The organism is Pseudonocardia yunnanensis, from assembly GCF_039534065.1.
GTDB lineage: Bacteria > Actinomycetota > Actinomycetes > Mycobacteriales > Pseudonocardiaceae > Pseudonocardia > Pseudonocardia yunnanensis.
On sequence record NZ_BAAAUS010000007.1, the window covers coordinates 258,847 to 276,383 of the forward strand.

Genomic DNA, 17,537 nt, shown 5'->3' on the forward strand with positions numbered 1-17,537 from the left:
CATGACGAAATCGCCTGATGTCGACGAGCTCTGGCCGACGGTCGAGCGTATCTACCGTCGCGAGATCCGACTGCTGCAGGAAGCGGACTACCTCGAATGGCTGTCGTTCTTCGCGCCGAAGTTCCGGTATCGAGCCCCGATCGTGAGAAGCACCGATGCACGCGCGGACATGGTCGCCCTCGACGGGGAGCTCGCCTACTACGACGATGACCGGACGACCATGGAGCTGCGGGCGAAGAAGCTCGCGAGCTCCCGGGCCTGGACCGAGGTCCCACCGTCTCGGCTGCGCTACTTCGTGCAACTGCTCGACATCGACAGCGCCGACTCCGTGGTCGTGGCCATCAGCAACATCCTCGTCTTCCGCACCTGCCACGAGAGTCAGGAGAACGTGTTCTACGGGGAACGTATCGACCGATTCGTCGATGTCGACGAACAGTTGAAGATCGCCGACCGAACGGTGGTGCTCGACAAGGTCCGTCTTTCCGCTGAGAACTTGAATGTTTTCCTGTGACGTTCTCGTGCCACGGGGAGGGCTTATGGAATTGCGAGACGAGACCGGCGCGGTGATCGTGCATCTCGACAGCGACATCTCGGCCAACGGTCAACGGCTCGAGATCACCTCGGCGTTGACGGGCGAGACCCGGCACGTCGATGCGGTCATGCTCGAAGTCCTGACCTGGCTGCCCGGTGAGCAACTGGGCGAGCCGCCGACGGACACGGCCGAGAACACAGGCACGGAGCGGTTCGCGAAAAACGGACACGCCACCATTCGACGTGAGGAGGAGTGAGCGGTGAGAGCACATATCGACCTGGACCGGTGTCAGGGCTACGGCAACTGTGTGCTGGAAGCCGATGTCTTCGACATAGACGACAGCACGGGGCAGGCGTACGTGCGCGTGGCGGACATCCCCGCCGAACTCGCCGACGATGTGCGCCGGTCCGAGTCGAGTTGCCCGGCCCACGCCATCCGCGTGGAGGACTGAGGCCGTTGCGTGTCGTCGTGGGTGGAGGACTCGCCGGAGTCACAACCAGGGAGGACGTCATGAGATCGACGGATCACGAGGACACGGAACCCTCGTCCGAGGTGGTGCTGATCGGCAATGAGTTCGCGCGTGTGCGGCTCGAGGTCGTGCCCGGGCCGCACGGTGATCACCTGCGGATCTCCTCGATCCGCACGGGATGGACCCGCACCTTGTCGCCGACGAGCGTCGAGAAACTGAGCCGACTGCCGATCGGCCCCTATCTGGACGCGCTGGAGACCCCGTTCGGGCCGGAGCCGGATCTCGCGTTCAGCGCCGAATTTCCGTAGTCGTCGTGAGAAGAGAGCGAGCATGAGCCTGCAGAAACTGATCTGGGCCGAGCTGTCCGTGACAGATCTGGATGAGGCCCTCGGGTTCGACGTCGAGGTCGTGGGGTTGACCGAGGTCGCTCGCGACAACGGAAAGGCCTATCTCAGCTGCGCCATCGGGGATCCGCATTCGCAGCTCGTCCTGACCGAAGGTGGGACAGGGGTGCGGTCCTTCGCTCTCGGTGTCGACTCCGAGGACGAACTCGCGCAGATCGAATCGCGGCTCGCGGCGATCGACGTGGCCGCCCATCGCCGCAGTGACGCTGCGCCGGACCAGCCCACGAGCCTGGTGTGCCGGCTGCCCACCCGGCAGGAGGTGGTGCTGGTTCCTCGCCCGGACCGACCGCTCCATCGCAACCCGGGTTCCGTCGCCGACTCTCGGCGTCGAGGCATCGCTCCGGCGGACATCGACCACATCACCATCGCCTTCAAGCAACGGGGCCGATGCGCGCGCCACGGCGCACGTGCTGTCGGAGGGCTTGGGCTTCGCGATCTCCGACTTCCTCGTGAGCGCCGACGAGGAGTGGCAAGCGGCGTGGACACGCGTCGGGACTGTGCACCACGACATCGGATTGATCCGCTGCCAGCCGGGCGCCTCGCTGCATCATCTGGCGTGGACCGTGGACGACATGGAGCATCAGAAGCGCGCCGCCGACATCCTCGCGAGCTCGGCTCATGCCGTGGAGACCGGTCCGGGTCGCCACGGCGTCGGACGAAATCTCTATTCATACTTCTGGACCCCCGGAGGAAATCGTTACGAGTTGTCCGCGGAGATGCCGCGGATCATCGGTGAACGCCGCGATCCTGTCGTTCACAAGGCAGGGGAGTTCAACGCGTTCAGCGCCTGGGGGGCGCCGCGGCCGGAATCGTTCACGCGCGGATCGTGAGAGTTGGCAGGGGTCGGACGCTCAGTCCGGAGAAGGGGTCGACGATGATCGTGACCGATCACGAGAAACCGGAATGGGACGAGTGGCGTCCCGGCGTCCGTTCGCGTGCCTGGGCGACGGCGGCCAACGGGGCGAGGCAGATCAGGGTTGCCGAGCAGATCCTCGAACCCGGAAACAAGGCTCCTCTGCATTGGCACTATTTCGAGGAGAACATCACCATCATCGGCGGGCGCGGTCGGTTCACCGTTGACGGCGAGACGGTCGAGCTCGGACCGGGCAACACGGTGATCGTGCCGAGCACGGCGGTGCACGGGTTCGAGAGCATCGGCGACGAACCTCTGCACATCATCGCCGCGATGGGCTGGCCGATCAACGAGGCCTACTACGTCGACGACCCATATGCCGTTCACCGAGCGGGAGAGACTCTCAACTCGGGACAACGCCGGCGTCTGGTGCCCGAGGCCGGCTGATGATGTCCGGATCTGCGCGTCTGGGAGACCGCGTAGCCCTGGTCACCGGAGCCGGATCGCGGATCGGCGCCGGCGTGGTCCACAGGTTCGTCGGCGAAGGCGCCCGGGTGGTCGCGGTGGAGCGCGACGGAGAGCGGCTCGAGCGGGTCGTCGAGCCGCTCGGTGACCGCGCGGTCGCTGTTCGGGGCGACGTGACTGATCCCGGTGACTGCCGGCGGGCGGTCGAGGTGGCCGTCGACCGCTTCGGCCGGCTCGACGTGGTGGTGTCCAACGCCGGTGTGCACGACCAGTACGTCGCGCTGACCGACCTGACGACCGACCAACTCGACCGGGCCTACGAAGAGGTCTTCGCGGTCAACGTCAAGGGCGCGCTTCTCATGGTCCACGCTGCGATCCACGAGCTGATCCGAAATCGTGGCTCGATCGTCTTCACCGGATCGATCTCCAAGGAGCCGGACCAGGTCGCCCGCCGGCTGCCGACCGGGGTCGCGCCCGAGCCGGCTGACGTCTGCGGGATCTACGCGATGTTGGCCTCCGACAGCGACGGCTCGGCGGTCACCGGCTCGGTGATCACGGTGGACGCAGGTCAACTGCTGTGGGGGCCGGTCAACCACCACCCCACCGGGCCCTAGTACTCCGGCGCGACGCCGGCCCGGCCGCGCCGGCGTGGGTGGGGAAAACATCGGCAGGTGACGGGGGCTTGCTCCAGTTCCTGTACTCCGGGAATCGATCACGCTGCGCGGCATGAACATTCGGGAACGGCGTCCGGCGCCGACACCGCGACCGACCGGGCAGGCTGAATCGCCGACTCTGCCGATCCGCCACCTCGAACGGCACCCGACATCGACACCGCTACCGACCAGGCGGGCCGGTCCGCCGCCGCTGCCGGTCCGCCGCCTCGTGCAGTTCGGCGCCCTGTGCCTGCTGCTCTCGTGGGTGCCGTGGTCGGTGCTGGGCGCGCTCGGGGCCGACGTCGACGAGGGCCTTGCGGCGCTGGTGTTCGGCCTCGCCGCGGCCGGCCCGTCGCTGGCCGCGCTGACGATGTGGCTGCTGATGCGGCGGGAGCGCCGCGGTGGCCCGCGGCGGTCGGGCACCCGGCTGAGTTGGGTGTGGCCGGTCGTCGCGATCGTCCTCGGCGCCGCACCGCCGGTGGTCGCGGCGGTGGTGCTGGGCCTCGACGACCTCGGCGCCATCCCGCTGCATGTCGCGTCCGTCGCGGCCGGTGTCGGCAGTCCGCTCGGGGTGCTCGCGTACACGCTCGTGTCGGGCCCGCTCGCGGAGGAGTTCGGGTGGCGTGGGTTCGTGCAGCCGCGGCTGCGCCTGCGGTACGGGCGGGTGCGCACGGCGGTCGTCATGGCGATCGTGTGGGGGCTGTGGCACGTGCCGCTGTTCTTCCTGATCGGCACGGGACAGCAGGCCAAGGGTCTGTTCTCGCTGCAGGGCGCACTGTTCTTCGCCGGCCTGTTCCCGCTCTGCTACACGATCCTGTTCGTGACCGAGCACCTGCGCGGCGGGGTCTGGGCCGCGGTGCTGGTGCACGCCGCCTGGAACGCGTCGGATGCGCTCCTGCCGGCCCACGGGGACGTCGGAGCGATAGTGCAGACGGCCGTTGCTCTGGCCGTCGCGGGCGCGGTGGCGATCGTGTGGCGGGCAAGGACCGGCGGCCCGCTGCAGCCTGCCGGCTAGGGCGCAGTACTAGATTGATCGGCCGGCTTCGCACTCCGCGGGCGCGCTCGATCAATGGGTAGGGGCCGCTATCGAGAAGCGCAGCGGTACGACCGGAGAGACGTGATGCGGGTTCTGATCGTGACAGCGGGTTCGCGAGGTGATGTCGCGCCGTTCACGGGCCTGGGCCGGCGGCTGCAGCAGGCAGGCCACCAGGTAGCGCTGGCCGCGCACGACCGATTCGCCGATCTCGTGCGCGAGTGCGGGCTGGAGTATCGGGCCCTTCCCGGCGATCCGCTCGAGCTCGTACGCGCACGCACGGCCGCCCCCTCCCCGGAGGCCGCGCAATCGGTCTTCGCCGCGTTCCTCGACGAGCTGGGCGAGGGTGTGACAGCCGCCGTCGCCACCGGCACCGACGTCCTGCTCACCGCTTTCGGCCCGGCCCCGCTGAGCCGGCTCGTCGCCGAAGCCTTCGGCATCCCGAGCCTCGGCGTCTATCTCGCGCCAGGGGTCCCCACCAGGGAGTTCCCGCCACCCGGTTGGCCCGTCACCGGGCAGCCCTCGCCCGCCGACAACATCGCCGCGGGCCGTGAGCTGCTCGCCCGGACCGGCTCCCTCTACGCCGACGTCCTGCGGCGCCTGCGCGCCCGGCTCGATCTCCCTGCCGCCACCGCGGAGGCGCCGAGCCCACCGGATGACTGGCCGATCTGCCACGGCTTCAGTCCGGCAGTGGTCGCCCGACCCGCCGACTGGCCCGCTACAGCGCACGTGACCGGATACTGGTGGCCGGCCACATCGCCGCGATGGCAGCCCCCGGAGCTGCTGGTCGACTTTCTCCGGGCCGGTCCCCCTCCGGTGTTCGTCGGGTTCGGCAGCATGACCCCGAACCACGAGCGACTCCACGACGTCGTCGCGGCCGCCGTCAAACGTGCCGGTGTGCGCGCCGTGGTCCAGTCCGGCTGGGCCGAGCTCGGACCCGTCGGTGACGACATCCTGCTTGTCGGGGACATGCCACACGACTGGTTGTTCCCCCGGATGGCTGCCGTGGTCCACCACGCCGGAGCAGGCACCACCGGGGCGGGGCTGCGCGCGGGAGTACCAGCGGTCCCGGTGCCGGTGCTGCTGGACCAGCCCTTCTGGGCGGCCAGGCTGCACCGCCTCGGCGTAGCGCCGCACCCACTGCCACTGCACGAGCTGACCGCCGACACCCTGACCGACGCCCTGCGCGCCTGCCTCGACCGATCGACCTATCGCGACCGCGCCACCGAACTGGCTCGCGTGGTCCGTGCCGATGACGGCCCCGCGGTCGTGCTCGCGCTCATCGCCCAACTCGAAGGACAGCGGCGCTGAGCCTCGCGCACCGACGGGCAGAGGATCACTTCCGCGGCCTGCGCTGCTTGAAGTCCTCCGCAATGGCGTCGAAGGTCGACCAGCGGACGCCTTCGTGCGTGTTGATGTGTTTGATGAGGCGCTCGAGCATCAGCAGCACCTGCGGCCGACCCGAGACGTCCGGGTGGACCGTCATCGTGAACACCGCGTAGTCCAACTTGCGGTACACCCAGTCGAACTGGTCTCGCCACAGATCTTCGACGTGGCGCGGGCTCACGAATCCGTGGCTGTTGGGGCTCGCCTTGACGAACATCATCGGCGGCAGGTCGTCCAGATACCAGCTCGCGGGGATCTCGACGAGGTCGGTCTCCGTTCCCCGGACGAGCGGCTTCATCCACTCCCGGGCGTTCTTGGAGTAGTCGATCTTCGTCCACGAGTCGCCGACGCGCACGTAGTAGGGCTCGAAATCACGGTGCATCAACGAGTGGTCGTACTTGATGCCGCGCTCGAGCAGCAGCTCGTTGGTGACGGGGGAGAACTCCCACCACGGGGCCACATAGCCGGTCGGTCGCTTTCCGGCGCGCTTCTCGATCAACTCGATGCAGTAGTCGAGGATGTCCGACTCCTGAGCGCGGGTCATGGCGATCGGATTCTCGTGGCTGTAGCCGTGCGCACCGATCTCGTGGCCGGAGGCGACCACCTGATCGAACTGCTCAGGGAACGTCTCGATCGAGTGGCCGGGCCAGAACCAGGTGGCCGGCAGGTCGTACTCCTTGAGCAGGTCGTTCAGCCGGGGCACGGCGACCTCCCCGGCGAACATCCCCCGCGAAATATCATCCGGCGAGTCCTCGCCCCCGTAGGACCCCAGCCATCCACCGACGGCATCGACATCGATTCCGAACGCAACGAAAATTTCCTTGGCCACAGCGCATCTTCCTCACGGATTGATGAACAGTTTCGCGTCAGATGTACCGACCACCGTTCCCGCCGTTCAACCCCCCGTGCACGATGGGAATGTGCCGGTCTTCACGGCATCACGTCCCCGCTGTTGGGCCCGAGCGTCTGGCCGACATAGAGATCGCCATCGGGAGAGCTCGCGAGCAACAGCGCCGTCGGCGCCACCTCCTCGGGTCTGCCGAACCGGCCCAGCGGCAGCTCGGCGGCCTTGTTCTCCTTCCACTCGGGAGACAGGCCGTCGATGAGCGGGGTCTCGATCGGCCCGGGGGCGATCGCGTTGACGAGGACGCCGCGCGGTGCGAGCTCCAGCGCGAGCGCCTTCGTGAGACCGATGACGCCGGCCTTGGCGGCGACGTAGTGCGCCAGGTTGGTGCCCCCCTTGATGCCCAGCTGGGACGCGATGTTGATGATGCGGCCCCTGCCTGCCTCAGCCATGTACGGAGCGGCCCAGCGCGCGGCCAGGAACACGCCTCTGAGGTCGACCGCGAGCGTCTTGTCGAACCGCTCGGGCGTCAGCTCCAGGAACGGCACCTCGTCGAGAATGCCGGCCGCGCAAACCAGGATGTCCAACCGGCCGTGCCGATCGACGACGGCTGCCATCGCGTCCTTCACCGAGTCGGAGTCGGTGACGTCCACGGTGTGGGTGCTCACCGCGTCCACGGATGCGAGGTCGGTGGGGATCGGTGCGATGTCCAGCAGCGCCAGCGTCGCCCCTTCCTTCGCGAAGGATCTCGCTATCGCCGCGCCGATCCCGCTCGACGCCCCGGTGACGACGGCCACCTGGCCGTTCAGCTTGCTCAACTCGAGGACCTCCTCAGCTCGGCCAGCGGACGGTGAGGCCGCCGTCGACGATCAGGCTCTGCCCGGTGACATACGCGGCATCGTCGGACGTGAGGAACCGGATCGCGCGCGCTGCCTCGTCCACTGTGCCCACACGGCCGGCAGGAATGATCTTTCCCGCCTCTCGCAACCCTTCCGGTCCGAGAGAGTTCACGCTGTCGAGCGACTGAGGGCTCTCGATGAGGCCAGGGATCACCGCATTGACCCGGATGCCCCGTGGTGCCAGTTCGACGGCGAGAGAGCGGCAGAGCCCGAGGACGCCGGCCTTGGCCGCCGCGTAGTGGCTGTGGTCCTCCCAGCCGTAGACGCCGCCGGCGATGGACGAGGTCGCCACCATGGCGCCGGCGCTGTTCATCCTCGCTGCGCAGGACCGGAACACCCGCATCACGCCGCTCAGGTCCACGGTCAGCATGTCGTCCCATGCCGAGTCGGTCATGTCCGCGATGGGCTGACGGCGCAGGATGCCTGCGGCGGCAACGGCGATGTCGAGCCGGCCGAACGTGTCCAGTGCGGCCTGGGCGATCCGCTCGGTCTGCTCGAACGACCGGACGTCGAGCTCGACCGCCTCGCAGCGCCCGTTCTCCCGCTCCACAGCGGCTACCGTCTCACCGACGTCGTGGGGGTCTCCGGGAAAGAACCCGACGACGGTGTGCGCGCCTGCCCGCGCGTAGGCGACCGCGAGGGCCCGGCCGATGCCGCTGGCGCCTCCCGAGATCACGGCGACCTTGCCCTCGAGCCCGTCATCCCTGTTCATGCAGCAGCCTCCACCTGTTCCCTGACCCGATCGCCGCGGCGGTTCGTGGTCTTGGTGCCGATCATCAGCACGCCGGAGATCAGCATGAAGACCGAGCCGGCCGAGAGGGCGGCGACGGTCATGGACATTCCGTCCGCCAGCAGGATGCTGAGCAGGGCCGATCCGGCGATACCGCCGAGCGGGGCCATCACGTGCGCCACGTTCGCCCCTGTTCCACGGACGTGCGCCGGGAACGACTCTCCCATGTAGAAGAGCATCGCGGCGTACGGACCGTTGAGGAAGAAGAGCGTGAGGGCGTACAGGGTGATCGTCAGTCCGGTGCCGGTCGGAAGCACCAGCATCAGGATGCTGATGACACCGCCCACGGTCCATCCGAGTGCGATGGTGAGCTTTCGTCCGATCCGGTCGCCGACCCACCCGTGGAAGAGGTACCCGGCGAACCCTGCGATGTTGGACAGGACGAGCACGATGAGCGCGTTCTCGAAGGAGACCTGCTTCGCGCCCACGAGCACAGTGGTGCCCAGCACGGAGAAGACCTGGATGCCCATCCAGTTCGTCAGCCATGCGAGCGCCAGGCTGATCGTGTGGCGTCGCAGGTCGGGAGCGAAGACCTGGCGCAGACCGCCTTGCGTCGTGTCCTGCAGGAGTTGGGGCACGTCGTACTCCTCGGCGAGGGCACGGGCACTCGCCTCGTCACCGGTCTCCCGTAACCGCTTCACCTCCTTCATCGCCTGGAAGGTGGGCGACTCGGGCAGCCGCAGCGCGAGCAGGATCATCGGGACCGCCAGGACGGCGGCGACGACGAACGACCAGCGCCACCCGACGAGCGGCAGGAGCAGCGCCGTGATGCCCGCGGACAGCAGCGCGCCCACGGGCCAACCGGACTGAACGAGGCTGTAGAGGAAGCCCCGGTTCCTGACCTTCCTCAGCATCTCGTTCAGGTAGACGGAGTTGACCACCTCCTCGGACAGCGACAGCCCGGTGAAGGACCGGATGATCACGACGCTGACCGCCCCGGCGACGAGCCCGGTGAGTCCGGAGGCGAGTGCGCCGCCGGTCATCAGGACGACCAGCGCCTTCTTCCGGCCGACCTTGTCGAGAATCGGGCCGACGACCAGAGAAACGACAAACACACCGATGGTCGCGAAAGTGTTCACAGCGGTCGCCCCACTCGTGGACCAGCCGAATTCCTTGGCCAGCACGGGCAGGAGCGTTCCGAAGAGTGTGTAGTCGTATACCGACATCACCCAGGCGAGGAATGTGATGACGCTGACGTAGGTGATCGTCTTCGTGGTGACCGGGCGCCTCCACGGCTGCACCGACGCGCCCGGCGGCATGCCGAAGTCCCCTGAGGTGCTTGCCATGTCGCTCCTTTGCAATCCGCTGGCGGCGGGGCGGCCACAAACGTTTGTGAAGCCACTCAAACGTTTGTGCAACGCTCGGTATCCCGAAGGGGTGGCTCTGCGGGGGTCACTCGCAAATTAACCTGGCGCGTCCAGACATGCTGCGAGCGTGTGACACACCCCTCGTGCGTCGCGTCGGTGTGAAACGGATCCATCGCGGGCCGTCACCGGCGCAGGAGCCGGGGCTCGCTGCCCGGCTCCCGTCGACCGATCTCGTGCATGGGCGACCGCATCGTCGTCAACGGGACGGGGAGTGCCGCGGCCAAAGGAGGTGTCGAGTCCGGTGGACCAGCTACCTAGGCTCTCGGGCATGCCGGACACGCAGTACGAAGACCTGCTCCGCCGCGTGCTCGACACGGGCGCCCGCAAGGAGGACCGCACCGGCACAGGTACGCGGTCGGTCTTCGGTCACCAGTTGCGCTACCGGCTGTCCGGCGGCTTCCCGCTGATCACGACGAAGAAGGTCCACTTCCGCTCGATCGCGTATGAGCTGCTGTGGTTCCTGCGCGGCGACGCGAACGTGACGTGGCTGCGGGAGAACGGCGTCACGATCTGGGACGAGTGGGCGGCGCCGGACGGTGATCTCGGCCCGGTCTACGGCGTGCAGTGGCGGTCGTGGCCGACTCCGGACGGCGGGCACATCGACCAGATCAGCGAGGTGCTGCGCACGCTGCGCGACAACCCCGACTCTCGGCGGATCATCGTGTCCGCGTGGAACGTCGCCGACATCCCGCAGATGGCGCTGCCGCCGTGCCACGCGTTCTTCCAGTTCTACGTCGCCGACGGCGAGCTCTCCTGCCAGCTGTACCAGCGCAGCGCGGACCTCTTCCTCGGCGTGCCGTTCAACGTCGCGAGCTACGCGCTGCTGACGCACATGGTCGCCGAGCAGGTGGGCCTCGGCCTCGGTGACTTCGTCTGGACCGGAGGCGACTGTCACATCTACGACAACCACGAGGACCAGGTCCGCACGCAGCTCGCACGCCAGGCGCGGCCGTTCCCCACGCTGAGCCTGAAGCCGGCCGACAGCCTGTTCGACTACACCTACGACCACATCGCGCTCGACGGGTACGACCCTCACCCCGGCATCAAGGCACCGGTGGCGGTGTGATCGGGCTCGTCTGGGCACAGTCGGTGAACGGCGTCATCGGCCGCGACGGCACGCTGCCATGGCACCTCCCGGAGGACCTGAAGAACTTCCGCTCCCTGACCGCCGGCGCGGCTGTGCTCATGGGCCGCCGTACATGGGAGTCGCTGCCGCCGCGGTTCCGGCCGCTGCCGGGCAGGCGCAATCTTGTGCTGTCGCGCACGCCGCAGGAGGGCGTGGAGACGTTCCCCGACCCGCAGCAGGCACTCGCTGCGGTGTCCGGGGATGCGTGGGTGATCGGCGGCGCGGCGGTGTATCAGGCGGCGCTGCCGTTCGCGGACCGGATCGTGGTCACCGAGATCCGAGAGATCTTCGAAGGTGACACGCACGCGCCGGACGTGGGCCGCTCGCCGGACTCCGTCGGAGCATGGCAGGAGTCGTCGACCGGGCTGCACTACCGGTTCCTGACCTGGGACTGAGGTCAGCGACCGGGCTGGACTCGCAGCGCACCCGCGCTGGGGGACGGCGCGTGCAAGCCGAACACGTGGGCCACCGGTCCACCGGTCAGCTCGCCCTCCATCGGCCACCCGATAGCACAGAACGGGAATTGACACCCCTTCCACGCCGCGGCGGCCCGGTCGCCGGGCCGCCGCGGTGCGGCTCGATATCTAGTCGAACTGCCCACCCTGAGCCTTCAGATGCTCGAACACGGAGACGTCATGGCCGTAGACCATCGTTGCGTCGTAACGTTTCTGCAGTTGCTTCATCCATCGATGAGAACGGGACCACCCGTACAAGTCATTGCCGAACCACCCCTGCACCAGGCCGTCCTGCTCGAACAAGTCTCGCACGTGGTAATGATCAGAAGTCAGCACGAAGTGTCCGGAGTTCCGAGTCTCGAGCTGCATGGTGAGCAAACCGGGACTGTGCCCGGGCATATTCCGAAGAGTGACACCGTCGAGCAGCTCCGTCTCCTCCCGGTGGATGGGTTGCCAGTTCAGCTCCCAGTTGAGGTCGATTGGCAAGTATGCTCCGGCCTCTTTGGTTGCAACGGCATAGTAGTGTTCCTTGATCTCTAATTCGTGAGCATAGATCGGAACGTTTGTACCTCGAAAATGTTCAAGCCCTCCGGCATGGTCCAGGTGCAGATGACTGATGACAACGGCCTTGATCTCGTCGACGCCGTAGCCCGCAGCTTCGAGCGCGCGGTCGAGGTGATGCTCCTCCTCGTATCGCGTCATCGGAAAGAGGTCCCAAGCGCGCTCGGGCCATTCTTCCCTGGCATTCTGTCGACATCCGGCGTCGAAAAGAATCGGCCCAACTTTGGGATGTTCGACCACCGCCGCTAATATTGCAACATTGCGGCGATCATATTGAGGATGCGGATTCGACGTCGCAGCAGCATTACACCCTCGAATGAAGTATCCGTCATCGACGGCCATCCGACCAAGATCCAGCAGGGAGAACTTTATTCCCGACATTGATCTGACATCCCTTTCGCTCAGAACGATTGAGACTGACTACTTGAGCCCGCGAAGCCCTGTGGACTATCCCTTTTACCCCTGCGCAGCGCCCAGCGGCCGATGCCGGGAGCGGCTCTGCCGCATCAGCCCGTGAAGTACTCCTGCAATGCCTTGATCCCACTCTCATACACGGCACCAGTGAAAGTCTGCGCGAGACTCGTCTCGTCGTTCGCGTCCGCGTCGTATTCTGACCACCACTCGAGGAAGGTTTGGTTCGAACCCGTGACTGGGGCGAGGCGCAAGGTCGCGACGTAGCGCCGCAGCCCCGGGAACGGGCTCCCTATCAACTTGTAGGTAAACGTGTGGTCGCCGTCGTCGAGCGCGACGAGCCGCTCGAGCGCCTCTCTCCCGTCGGCCAGGACGAGACGGCGGACGGCGCCCACCTCGGCGCCGGACACCCCGGTGTCGAGGGAGCTCTTCTCGACGTTGGAGTGCCAGCTGGGCATTTCGTTGAAGTCGCGGATCTTTGCCCAGACCTCCTCGACCGGGGCGGGCACGATACCGCTGACGTAAAGGCGGGGCACGTGATCTCCTAACGTGTCAGACGAGACGCGGAGGACCCGGGAACGGCGTGGCGACCCGGCCACGACCGGTTGTTCAGACGGTTGTGCTGGTCTGCGGGTGTCTGGCCACCAGGTAGCCGTCGACGAGGGCGAACTCGAGTCCCTCGACCGGGCCGGAGAGTGCCGCTTTGAACTGTCGGCTCACGTCGTCGGACAGCACCTCGGTCTGTCCGTTCTCGACCGCCAGCAGTGCTTCGCGGGCCACGTCGTGAGGATCGCTCTTCACGACGTCGAGGTCGGCGGTCAGGTCCGTCGCGGTGTACCCCAGGTGGACGCCGACGACCTGGGTTCCTTGGGCAGCCAGGTCGACACGAAAAGAGTTCGTCGCCGACCACAGCGCGGCCTTGCCCGCACCGTACGCACCCGCTCCGGCGGCCCAGGACAACACGGAGTGGACGTTGATCAGTGCTCCGCCACCGTTGGCTGCGAGGGTGGGTGCGAGAGCCTGGGTGACGCGAAGCACGCCGAAGAAGTTGGTCTCGAAATGATTCCTGATGTCGTCGATCGCCGTGCTGATGAGTGGCTTGCGCAGTGTCACGCCGGCGTTGTTGATGACGATGGAGACATCGCGGGCCTGGTCGGCGAGTGCGGTCACCGAGGACGGGTCGGTGACTTCGAGGGGGAGCGGTACGACCCGCGGGTCTGCGCTGGGCCGCGGCCTGCGGGCGGTTGCGTACACCTTGACCGCGCCCAGATCGAGCGCCGCCTCGACGAACGCTTTGCCCAGGCCGCGTTGCCCGCCGGTGACGAGGACGGTCGATCCATTGATCGATACCATGTATCTTCTCTTCTCTACGTCAGGATCCGTTCCAGCCCGCTAAGAACTTGAGCAACTCGGCGTTGACGAAATCGGGGCGCTCCTCCTGGCAGAGGTGGCCACATTCCGGAATCGGGATGGCTGTCACATCCTTCGCCATGCCGCGCCACACCTGCGCGACGTCATATGCTTTACCGACGACGTCGGACTCAGCGCCCCACATGGTGAGGACCGGACAGTCGATCAAGACGTCCGCGTCTTCGATGTCCTGTGCCGTGTCCTCTGCCATCGCTCGATAATCAGCAAACGATCCGCGCAGCGTCCCGGGTTGCTGATAGTTTTTGACATACACCTCGACCTCGTCGGCGCTCAACATCTGCGGGTTGTATGACCAGGTGCGGAAGAGATGAGTCAAGAATGCTTCCTCATTACCGCCACCGATCAGCTTCTCGGGGAGGTCGAGTACCCCCATGAACGGGAAAATCCAGTACCCCGCCTTGGCGCGCTCCAGATCGAAAGTGCTTGCGAGCACTCGGGTCGGCACGTTGTCAAGGATTGCCAGCCGGTCCACCCGGTCACGGTGGTCCTTCGCGAATCGAGTAGAGACGCGAGCGCCCCTGTCGTGCCCCACCAACGCGATGGTCTGGTGGCCGAGGTGGTCCATGAGTGCGACCACGTCGTTCGCCATGGTCCGCTTGTCGTAACCGATCGCCGGTTTGTCCGACAATCCGTATCCTCGCAAGTCGGGCGCAACAACCGTATAGTGCTGGGCCAGCGCCGGTATCTGCTTTCGCCAGCCGAACCAGGTCTCCGGGAAGCCATGAAGGAGGTAAACTGGTGGGCCATCGCCCGTAATGACGTAGTGTTGCTTTATTCCGTTCAGTCGAACGGTATGGTGTGCGACCTCGGGGTACATGTCCGCCATGGCAGCGCAACTCCTTCAGGTTCGTCAGGCCGCAAACTTGTTTGCAGCGTCGTAGTCCCAGGTCATTCCGATTCCGGGACCTTCGGCCGTGATGTTTCCGTCAACAGGGCGGGGCGCGCTCCGCAGAATCGGTCCGGCGACATCCAGATATTCGAGCCAGTGCCGCGTGGGCGTCACGGCCAGCGCGTGGGCACTGGCCTCGATGAACATGTGGCTGCTCACGGGAATGGAGGCAGCCTGGGCCAGTCTCGCAGCCTCCATCCAGCCAGTGAAACCGCCGATCTTCACCACGTCGAGCATCGCGAAATCGCTCGCTATCATGTGCAATGCGGTCTGGAACCCGCTCGGAAACCACCAGTTCTCTCCGGATTGCAACCTGCCGCCGGCAGACCGGCGAACTCGGGCGTGGCCGGTAAGGTCTTCGGCGGCGACGGGTTCTTCTACCCATGCGACGTCGAACTCACGAAGCCGCTCGATGCGTATCTCTGCCTCCTGCTCGCGGAGCGACTGGTTGTAGTCCACCATCAGTTCCGTGTTCGCGCCGACGACTTTCCGGACCCAGCGAACAACTTTTAGATCTTCTTCGACGTCGGGATAGCCGAGCTTGATCTTTACTCCACGGAATCCGGCTTCGACGGAACGGCGCAATTCTTCTCCGTCCGTTGCGGGATCTACCATGCCGAAACTGTCGTAAGCCGGGACGGCGACCGGCTCTCCGCCGAGAAGGCTGACGACTCCGGCTCCGGATCTTTTGCCCAGCGCATCCCACAACGCCATCTCGACCCCGGAAACCGCCATGCCCAGCAGGCCCTGCAAGCCGAGCAGGCGGAAACGGCTACGGAGTCTCTCGAGGCACATTTCCGGCGAAGCGGACTGTCCGATCAGGTCGCGTGCGAGCCGGCCCGCGATAGTAACCAGCGGCGGTAGGGCGGTCTCGGTATATGCGAACACGTAGGAGTGTCCTGTGACTGGACCTTCGGTGTCTATCTCGATCAACAGCAGAGGGCTGGCCGGGATTGTGCCGGAGGCTGTGCGCAATGGCCGCCGGAGAGGTACGACCACCGGGCGTACCCGGAAGCCTGTTATCTCGGGGAAATCCATGACCGGTCAGATGCTGCGGTGTGTGCTGACGGCGGCTCGGAGTTCGGCGAGCTTCGGTGCGAGGGCGGCATCGATGGCGAGCGGGTCCCTCGCGTTGAGCTCCTCCATGGCGCGGCGTTCGGGGAGTTGGGTGTTGATGTCTATTCGGCGCTCCTCGAGGCCGGCCACCATCTCCGCCGCCAACTGGTCGGCGGGGCGGAGTGCATAGCCCAGGCCCGCGCCGGCTCGGGTCGTCGCCATCATGGGCGTGTCGGCCGGGCCGGGGTACACCGTGGCGACGTGAACGCCACTGTCGTACAGCTCCCGGCGCACTGCTTCGTCGAATCGGGCGAGACCGGCCTTGGTGGCTGCGTAGGTGGCGTAGAAAGGCGTGCCGAGCAGGCCGGCGCCCGCGGCGATGCCGACCAGGGCGGCGTGTCGGTGCTGGGCACCGGCGGCGCGCAGGTGGGGTAGCGCGGCCCGTGTCGTGAGGATGGGAACGAGCAGGTTGAGCCCGATCATGGCGCGGATGTCGGCCACGTCGATGTCCTCGAGAGCCGACGCCCGTACGTTCCCAGCGTTGTTGATCAGAATGTCGAGGCCGCCGAGCGCGGCGACGGTCTCGGCCACGACACGTTCGGGCTCTCCGTCGGCGGTGAGGTCGGTGGTGATCGTGTGCGCGGTGCCGCCGCGCTCCGCGACCAGGGCCGCGGTCTCTGCCAACGGCTCGGGGCGTCGGCCGGCCAACACCAGGGTGCCGTGACGTGAGGCCAGTTCGAGGGCCAGGGCGCGGCCGATGCCGCTGCCGGCGCCCGTGAGTAGGGTGTGGCGTCCTCGCAGGTCAAGCGGGGGAGAGCTCACGAAGGCTCCTTCGAGATTGAGGGGTCGGGAAGCGCCCGACCCAGGCGCGCTACCGGTCGAGCAAGCGCCGTGGAGACATGCTTGACAGCACTGTCATCTTTGACAAGCTCGCATACTTTGTCAGCGGTGTCAAAGACGGGGTAGGCTCTCCGCATGGCTGGGCGGCGACAATTCGACGAGAAGGCGACCCTGGACCGCGCCCTGGAGGTCTTCTGGGCCAAGGGCTACGGCGCAACCTCCATGCAGGACATCGCGACGGCCTCCGGCGTGCTGCGTGGATCGCTCTACAACGCCTACCAGGACAAGGAAACCCTGTTCCTGCACGTCTTCGAGGACTACGCCAAGCAGCTCCTCGCCGAGGCAGCTCACCTGCTCGCCAATCCGAGCATCGAGCGCGCCCTGCTCGACTTCTTCGACTTCACCTTCACGTCGATGACCACGGGCGTCCCGCCGCGCGGATGCTTGACGACCAAGACGGCTATCGACACCCGAGCGGGCGGGGAACGCATCAACGCGGTGCTTCGCGATCTGCTCGACGACCTGGAGCGGCTCATACGCGAGCGGCTCTCCGCTGATGACGCTCGAGCTCGACTCACCATCCCTCCGGCGGAGGCGGCGCGGGTGCTGGTCACCATGAGCCGGGGGAACGTGATCGTGGAAAGCGTCTACCAGGACCCCGAGCGCCTCAGGGGTACGGCCGCCGCACTGATCGGCGCATTGCTCTCGCCCGCGCCCTGAGCTCGCGGTATGTGGGCCTGGTCATCTCGTGGCCGGATGATGAACTGAGGTACCCCTCGAACCTCTTTCATCATCCGACGCTTGGGCGGGTGTGTAAATCGCCACGTGCACATATTGTGAGTGCATATTTCGCCGTCTCGATGTTGTCGGCACCGAGCCGCACCCCACTGTGCGCAGGTCCCCTGAGCTGCGGGCACGGTAGAGCGCGTAGTTTCCCTGATTGGTGGGACGATGCGCGGCCGCGGTCAGAATGCCGCGTTGGTGCGATGATGTCGCCGCCGGCTTCGGTGAAGAAGGGTATGGCGTCCTTGTAGGCAAAGACGGGCAGAGCTCATCACGGGCTCCTTCGAAGA

At 66.5% G+C, this 17,537-nt stretch carries 23 protein-coding genes; 12 read left to right on the forward strand and 11 right to left on the reverse strand.

Annotated features, from left to right (window positions below):
* Nucleotide 1 precedes the first annotated feature (1 nt).
* From ABD743_RS10510 to ABD743_RS10525, 4 genes are read left to right on the forward strand one after another with little or no spacing between them, the layout of a single operon-like run.
* Nucleotides 2-511, forward strand: a complete 510-nt coding sequence (locus ABD743_RS10510) for an aromatic-ring-hydroxylating dioxygenase subunit beta (protein WP_344721184.1) — start codon at nucleotides 2-4, stop codon at nucleotides 509-511.
* A 25-nt stretch (nucleotides 512-536) separates the two neighbouring features.
* Complete coding sequence (locus tag ABD743_RS10515; protein ID WP_344721186.1) at nucleotides 537-788, forward strand: hypothetical protein; 252 nt, start codon at nucleotides 537-539, stop codon at nucleotides 786-788.
* Nucleotides 789-791: 3 nt separating this feature from the next.
* Nucleotides 792-983, forward strand: a complete 192-nt coding sequence (locus ABD743_RS10520) for a ferredoxin (RefSeq protein ID WP_344721188.1) — start codon at nucleotides 792-794, stop codon at nucleotides 981-983.
* Between the two features lie 59 nt (nucleotides 984-1,042).
* On the forward strand, nucleotides 1,043-1,309 hold the full coding sequence (locus tag ABD743_RS10525; RefSeq protein ID WP_344721190.1) for a hypothetical protein: 267 nt from the start codon (nucleotides 1,043-1,045) through the stop codon (nucleotides 1,307-1,309).
* Here ABD743_RS10525 and ABD743_RS10530 read toward each other — a convergent pair.
* The gene (locus tag ABD743_RS10530) at nucleotides 1,290-1,598 is read right to left on the reverse strand and encodes a hypothetical protein (RefSeq protein ID WP_344721192.1); all 309 of its coding nucleotides are present in this window, start codon (nucleotides 1,596-1,598) and stop codon (nucleotides 1,290-1,292) included. The genes ABD743_RS10525 and ABD743_RS10530 overlap by 20 nt on opposite strands.
* Before the next feature lie 7 nt (nucleotides 1,599-1,605).
* Between ABD743_RS10530 and ABD743_RS10535 the strand changes: the two genes are divergently transcribed.
* The 5 genes from ABD743_RS10535 (at nucleotide 1,606) to ABD743_RS10555 (ending at nucleotide 5,720) form a co-directional block, all read left to right on the forward strand.
* Nucleotides 1,606-2,235, forward strand: a complete 630-nt coding sequence (locus tag ABD743_RS10535; protein WP_344721194.1) for a VOC family protein — start codon at nucleotides 1,606-1,608, stop codon at nucleotides 2,233-2,235.
* Nucleotides 2,236-2,279: 44 nt separating this feature from the next.
* Nucleotides 2,280-2,705: a cupin domain-containing protein gene (locus ABD743_RS10540; RefSeq protein WP_344721196.1), complete on the forward strand. Its 426-nt coding sequence runs from the start codon at nucleotides 2,280-2,282 to the stop codon at nucleotides 2,703-2,705.
* The gene (locus ABD743_RS10545; protein WP_344721198.1) at nucleotides 2,705-3,337 is read left to right on the forward strand and encodes an SDR family NAD(P)-dependent oxidoreductase; all 633 of its coding nucleotides are present in this window, start codon (nucleotides 2,705-2,707) and stop codon (nucleotides 3,335-3,337) included. Before ABD743_RS10540 ends, ABD743_RS10545 begins: the two co-directional genes overlap by 1 nt.
* A gap of 112 nt (nucleotides 3,338-3,449) precedes the next feature.
* A complete protein-coding gene (locus ABD743_RS10550; protein WP_344721200.1) occupies nucleotides 3,450-4,391 on the forward strand; it encodes a CPBP family glutamic-type intramembrane protease in 942 nt (313 codons plus the stop codon).
* Nucleotides 4,392-4,496: 105 nt separating this feature from the next.
* A complete protein-coding gene (locus ABD743_RS10555) occupies nucleotides 4,497-5,720 on the forward strand; it encodes a glycosyltransferase (RefSeq protein WP_344721202.1) in 1,224 nt (407 codons plus the stop codon).
* 25 nt (nucleotides 5,721-5,745) lie between these two features.
* Here the strand turns inward: ABD743_RS10555 and ABD743_RS10560 are convergent, their stop codons facing one another.
* The 4 genes from ABD743_RS10560 to ABD743_RS10575 all read right to left on the reverse strand — a co-directional run bounded on the left by ABD743_RS10560 (nucleotide 5,746) and on the right by ABD743_RS10575 (nucleotide 9,614).
* On the reverse strand, nucleotides 5,746-6,624 hold the full coding sequence (locus tag ABD743_RS10560) for a polysaccharide deacetylase family protein (RefSeq protein WP_344721204.1): 879 nt from the start codon (nucleotides 6,622-6,624) through the stop codon (nucleotides 5,746-5,748).
* Between the two features lie 101 nt (nucleotides 6,625-6,725).
* Entirely contained in the window at nucleotides 6,726-7,457 is a 732-nt protein-coding gene (locus ABD743_RS10565; protein ID WP_344721206.1) for an SDR family NAD(P)-dependent oxidoreductase, read from the reverse strand.
* A 13-nt stretch (nucleotides 7,458-7,470) separates the two neighbouring features.
* Complete coding sequence (locus ABD743_RS10570) at nucleotides 7,471-8,250, reverse strand: SDR family NAD(P)-dependent oxidoreductase (RefSeq protein WP_344721208.1); 780 nt, start codon at nucleotides 8,248-8,250, stop codon at nucleotides 7,471-7,473.
* Nucleotides 8,247-9,614 (reverse strand): MFS transporter, encoded by a 1,368-nt coding sequence (locus tag ABD743_RS10575; RefSeq protein ID WP_344721210.1) that lies wholly within the window; start codon nucleotides 9,612-9,614, stop codon nucleotides 8,247-8,249. The genes ABD743_RS10570 and ABD743_RS10575 overlap by 4 nt, the downstream gene beginning before the upstream one ends.
* A 349-nt stretch (nucleotides 9,615-9,963) precedes the next feature.
* Here ABD743_RS10575 and ABD743_RS10580 point away from each other — a divergent pair, with 349 nt between their 5' ends.
* Complete coding sequence (locus tag ABD743_RS10580) at nucleotides 9,964-10,761, forward strand: thymidylate synthase (RefSeq protein WP_344721212.1); 798 nt, start codon at nucleotides 9,964-9,966, stop codon at nucleotides 10,759-10,761.
* Nucleotides 10,758-11,216, forward strand: coding sequence for a dihydrofolate reductase (locus ABD743_RS10585; RefSeq protein WP_344721214.1), 459 nt, complete (start codon nucleotides 10,758-10,760; stop codon nucleotides 11,214-11,216). The genes ABD743_RS10580 and ABD743_RS10585 overlap by 4 nt, the downstream gene beginning before the upstream one ends.
* A 189-nt stretch (nucleotides 11,217-11,405) precedes the next feature.
* Here ABD743_RS10585 and ABD743_RS10590 read toward each other — a convergent pair whose 3' ends face one another.
* From ABD743_RS10590 to ABD743_RS10615, 6 genes are all read right to left on the reverse strand, one after another.
* Entirely contained in the window at nucleotides 11,406-12,179 is a 774-nt protein-coding gene (locus ABD743_RS10590) for an N-acyl homoserine lactonase family protein (RefSeq protein WP_344721215.1), read from the reverse strand.
* 164 nt (nucleotides 12,180-12,343) lie between these two features.
* Nucleotides 12,344-12,784, reverse strand: a complete 441-nt coding sequence (locus ABD743_RS10595) for an SRPBCC family protein (protein WP_344721217.1) — start codon at nucleotides 12,782-12,784, stop codon at nucleotides 12,344-12,346.
* 73 nt (nucleotides 12,785-12,857) lie between these two features.
* Nucleotides 12,858-13,601 (reverse strand): SDR family oxidoreductase, encoded by a 744-nt coding sequence (locus tag ABD743_RS10600; protein ID WP_344721219.1) that lies wholly within the window; start codon nucleotides 13,599-13,601, stop codon nucleotides 12,858-12,860.
* Between the two features lie 19 nt (nucleotides 13,602-13,620).
* Nucleotides 13,621-14,505, reverse strand: coding sequence for an alpha/beta fold hydrolase (locus ABD743_RS10605; protein WP_344721221.1), 885 nt, complete (start codon nucleotides 14,503-14,505; stop codon nucleotides 13,621-13,623).
* 24 nt (nucleotides 14,506-14,529) lie between these two features.
* Complete coding sequence (locus ABD743_RS10610; protein WP_344721223.1) at nucleotides 14,530-15,606, reverse strand: enolase C-terminal domain-like protein; 1,077 nt, start codon at nucleotides 15,604-15,606, stop codon at nucleotides 14,530-14,532.
* A gap of 6 nt (nucleotides 15,607-15,612) precedes the next feature.
* Complete coding sequence (locus tag ABD743_RS10615; RefSeq protein ID WP_344721225.1) at nucleotides 15,613-16,446, reverse strand: SDR family NAD(P)-dependent oxidoreductase; 834 nt, start codon at nucleotides 16,444-16,446, stop codon at nucleotides 15,613-15,615.
* A 153-nt stretch (nucleotides 16,447-16,599) separates the two neighbouring features.
* On the opposite strand from ABD743_RS10615, the gene ABD743_RS10620 reads away from it, so the two are divergent.
* Entirely contained in the window at nucleotides 16,600-17,184 is a 585-nt protein-coding gene (locus ABD743_RS10620; RefSeq protein ID WP_344721227.1) for a TetR/AcrR family transcriptional regulator, read from the forward strand.
* The last annotated feature ends 353 nt before the right edge of the window (nucleotides 17,185-17,537 follow it).

Excerpts from the sequence above, each read along its gene's own strand:
- ABD743_RS10545 (WP_344721198.1), top strand. The coding sequence starts at position 2,705 with ATGATGTCCGGATCTGCGCGTCTGGGAGACCGCGTAGCCCTGGTCACC.
- ABD743_RS10620 (WP_344721227.1), top strand. The coding sequence starts at position 16,600 with ATGGCTGGGCGGCGACAATTCGACGAGAAGGCGACCCTGGACCGCGCC.
- ABD743_RS10580 (WP_344721212.1), top strand. The coding sequence starts at position 9,964 with ATGCCGGACACGCAGTACGAAGACCTGCTCCGCCGCGTGCTCGACACG.
- ABD743_RS10590 (WP_344721215.1), bottom strand. The coding sequence starts at position 12,179 with ATGGCCGTCGATGACGGATACTTCATTCGAGGGTGTAATGCTGCTGCG.
- ABD743_RS10570 (WP_344721208.1), bottom strand. The coding sequence starts at position 8,250 with ATGAACAGGGATGACGGGCTCGAGGGCAAGGTCGCCGTGATCTCGGGA.
- ABD743_RS10550 (WP_344721200.1), top strand. The coding sequence starts at position 3,450 with ATGAACATTCGGGAACGGCGTCCGGCGCCGACACCGCGACCGACCGGG.
- ABD743_RS10525 (WP_344721190.1), top strand. The coding sequence starts at position 1,043 with ATGAGATCGACGGATCACGAGGACACGGAACCCTCGTCCGAGGTGGTG.
- ABD743_RS10600 (WP_344721219.1), bottom strand. The coding sequence starts at position 13,601 with ATGGTATCGATCAATGGATCGACCGTCCTCGTCACCGGCGGGCAACGC.
- ABD743_RS10540 (WP_344721196.1), top strand. The coding sequence starts at position 2,280 with ATGATCGTGACCGATCACGAGAAACCGGAATGGGACGAGTGGCGTCCC.
- ABD743_RS10515 (WP_344721186.1), top strand. The coding sequence starts at position 537 with ATGGAATTGCGAGACGAGACCGGCGCGGTGATCGTGCATCTCGACAGC.
- ABD743_RS10575 (WP_344721210.1), bottom strand. The coding sequence starts at position 9,614 with ATGGCAAGCACCTCAGGGGACTTCGGCATGCCGCCGGGCGCGTCGGTG.
- ABD743_RS10510 (WP_344721184.1), top strand. The coding sequence starts at position 2 with ATGACGAAATCGCCTGATGTCGACGAGCTCTGGCCGACGGTCGAGCGT.
- ABD743_RS10605 (WP_344721221.1), bottom strand. The coding sequence starts at position 14,505 with ATGGCGGACATGTACCCCGAGGTCGCACACCATACCGTTCGACTGAAC.
- ABD743_RS10530 (WP_344721192.1), bottom strand. The coding sequence starts at position 1,598 with ATGGGCGGCCACGTCGATCGCCGCGAGCCGCGATTCGATCTGCGCGAG.
- ABD743_RS10555 (WP_344721202.1), top strand. The coding sequence starts at position 4,497 with ATGCGGGTTCTGATCGTGACAGCGGGTTCGCGAGGTGATGTCGCGCCG.
- ABD743_RS10610 (WP_344721223.1), bottom strand. The coding sequence starts at position 15,606 with ATGGATTTCCCCGAGATAACAGGCTTCCGGGTACGCCCGGTGGTCGTA.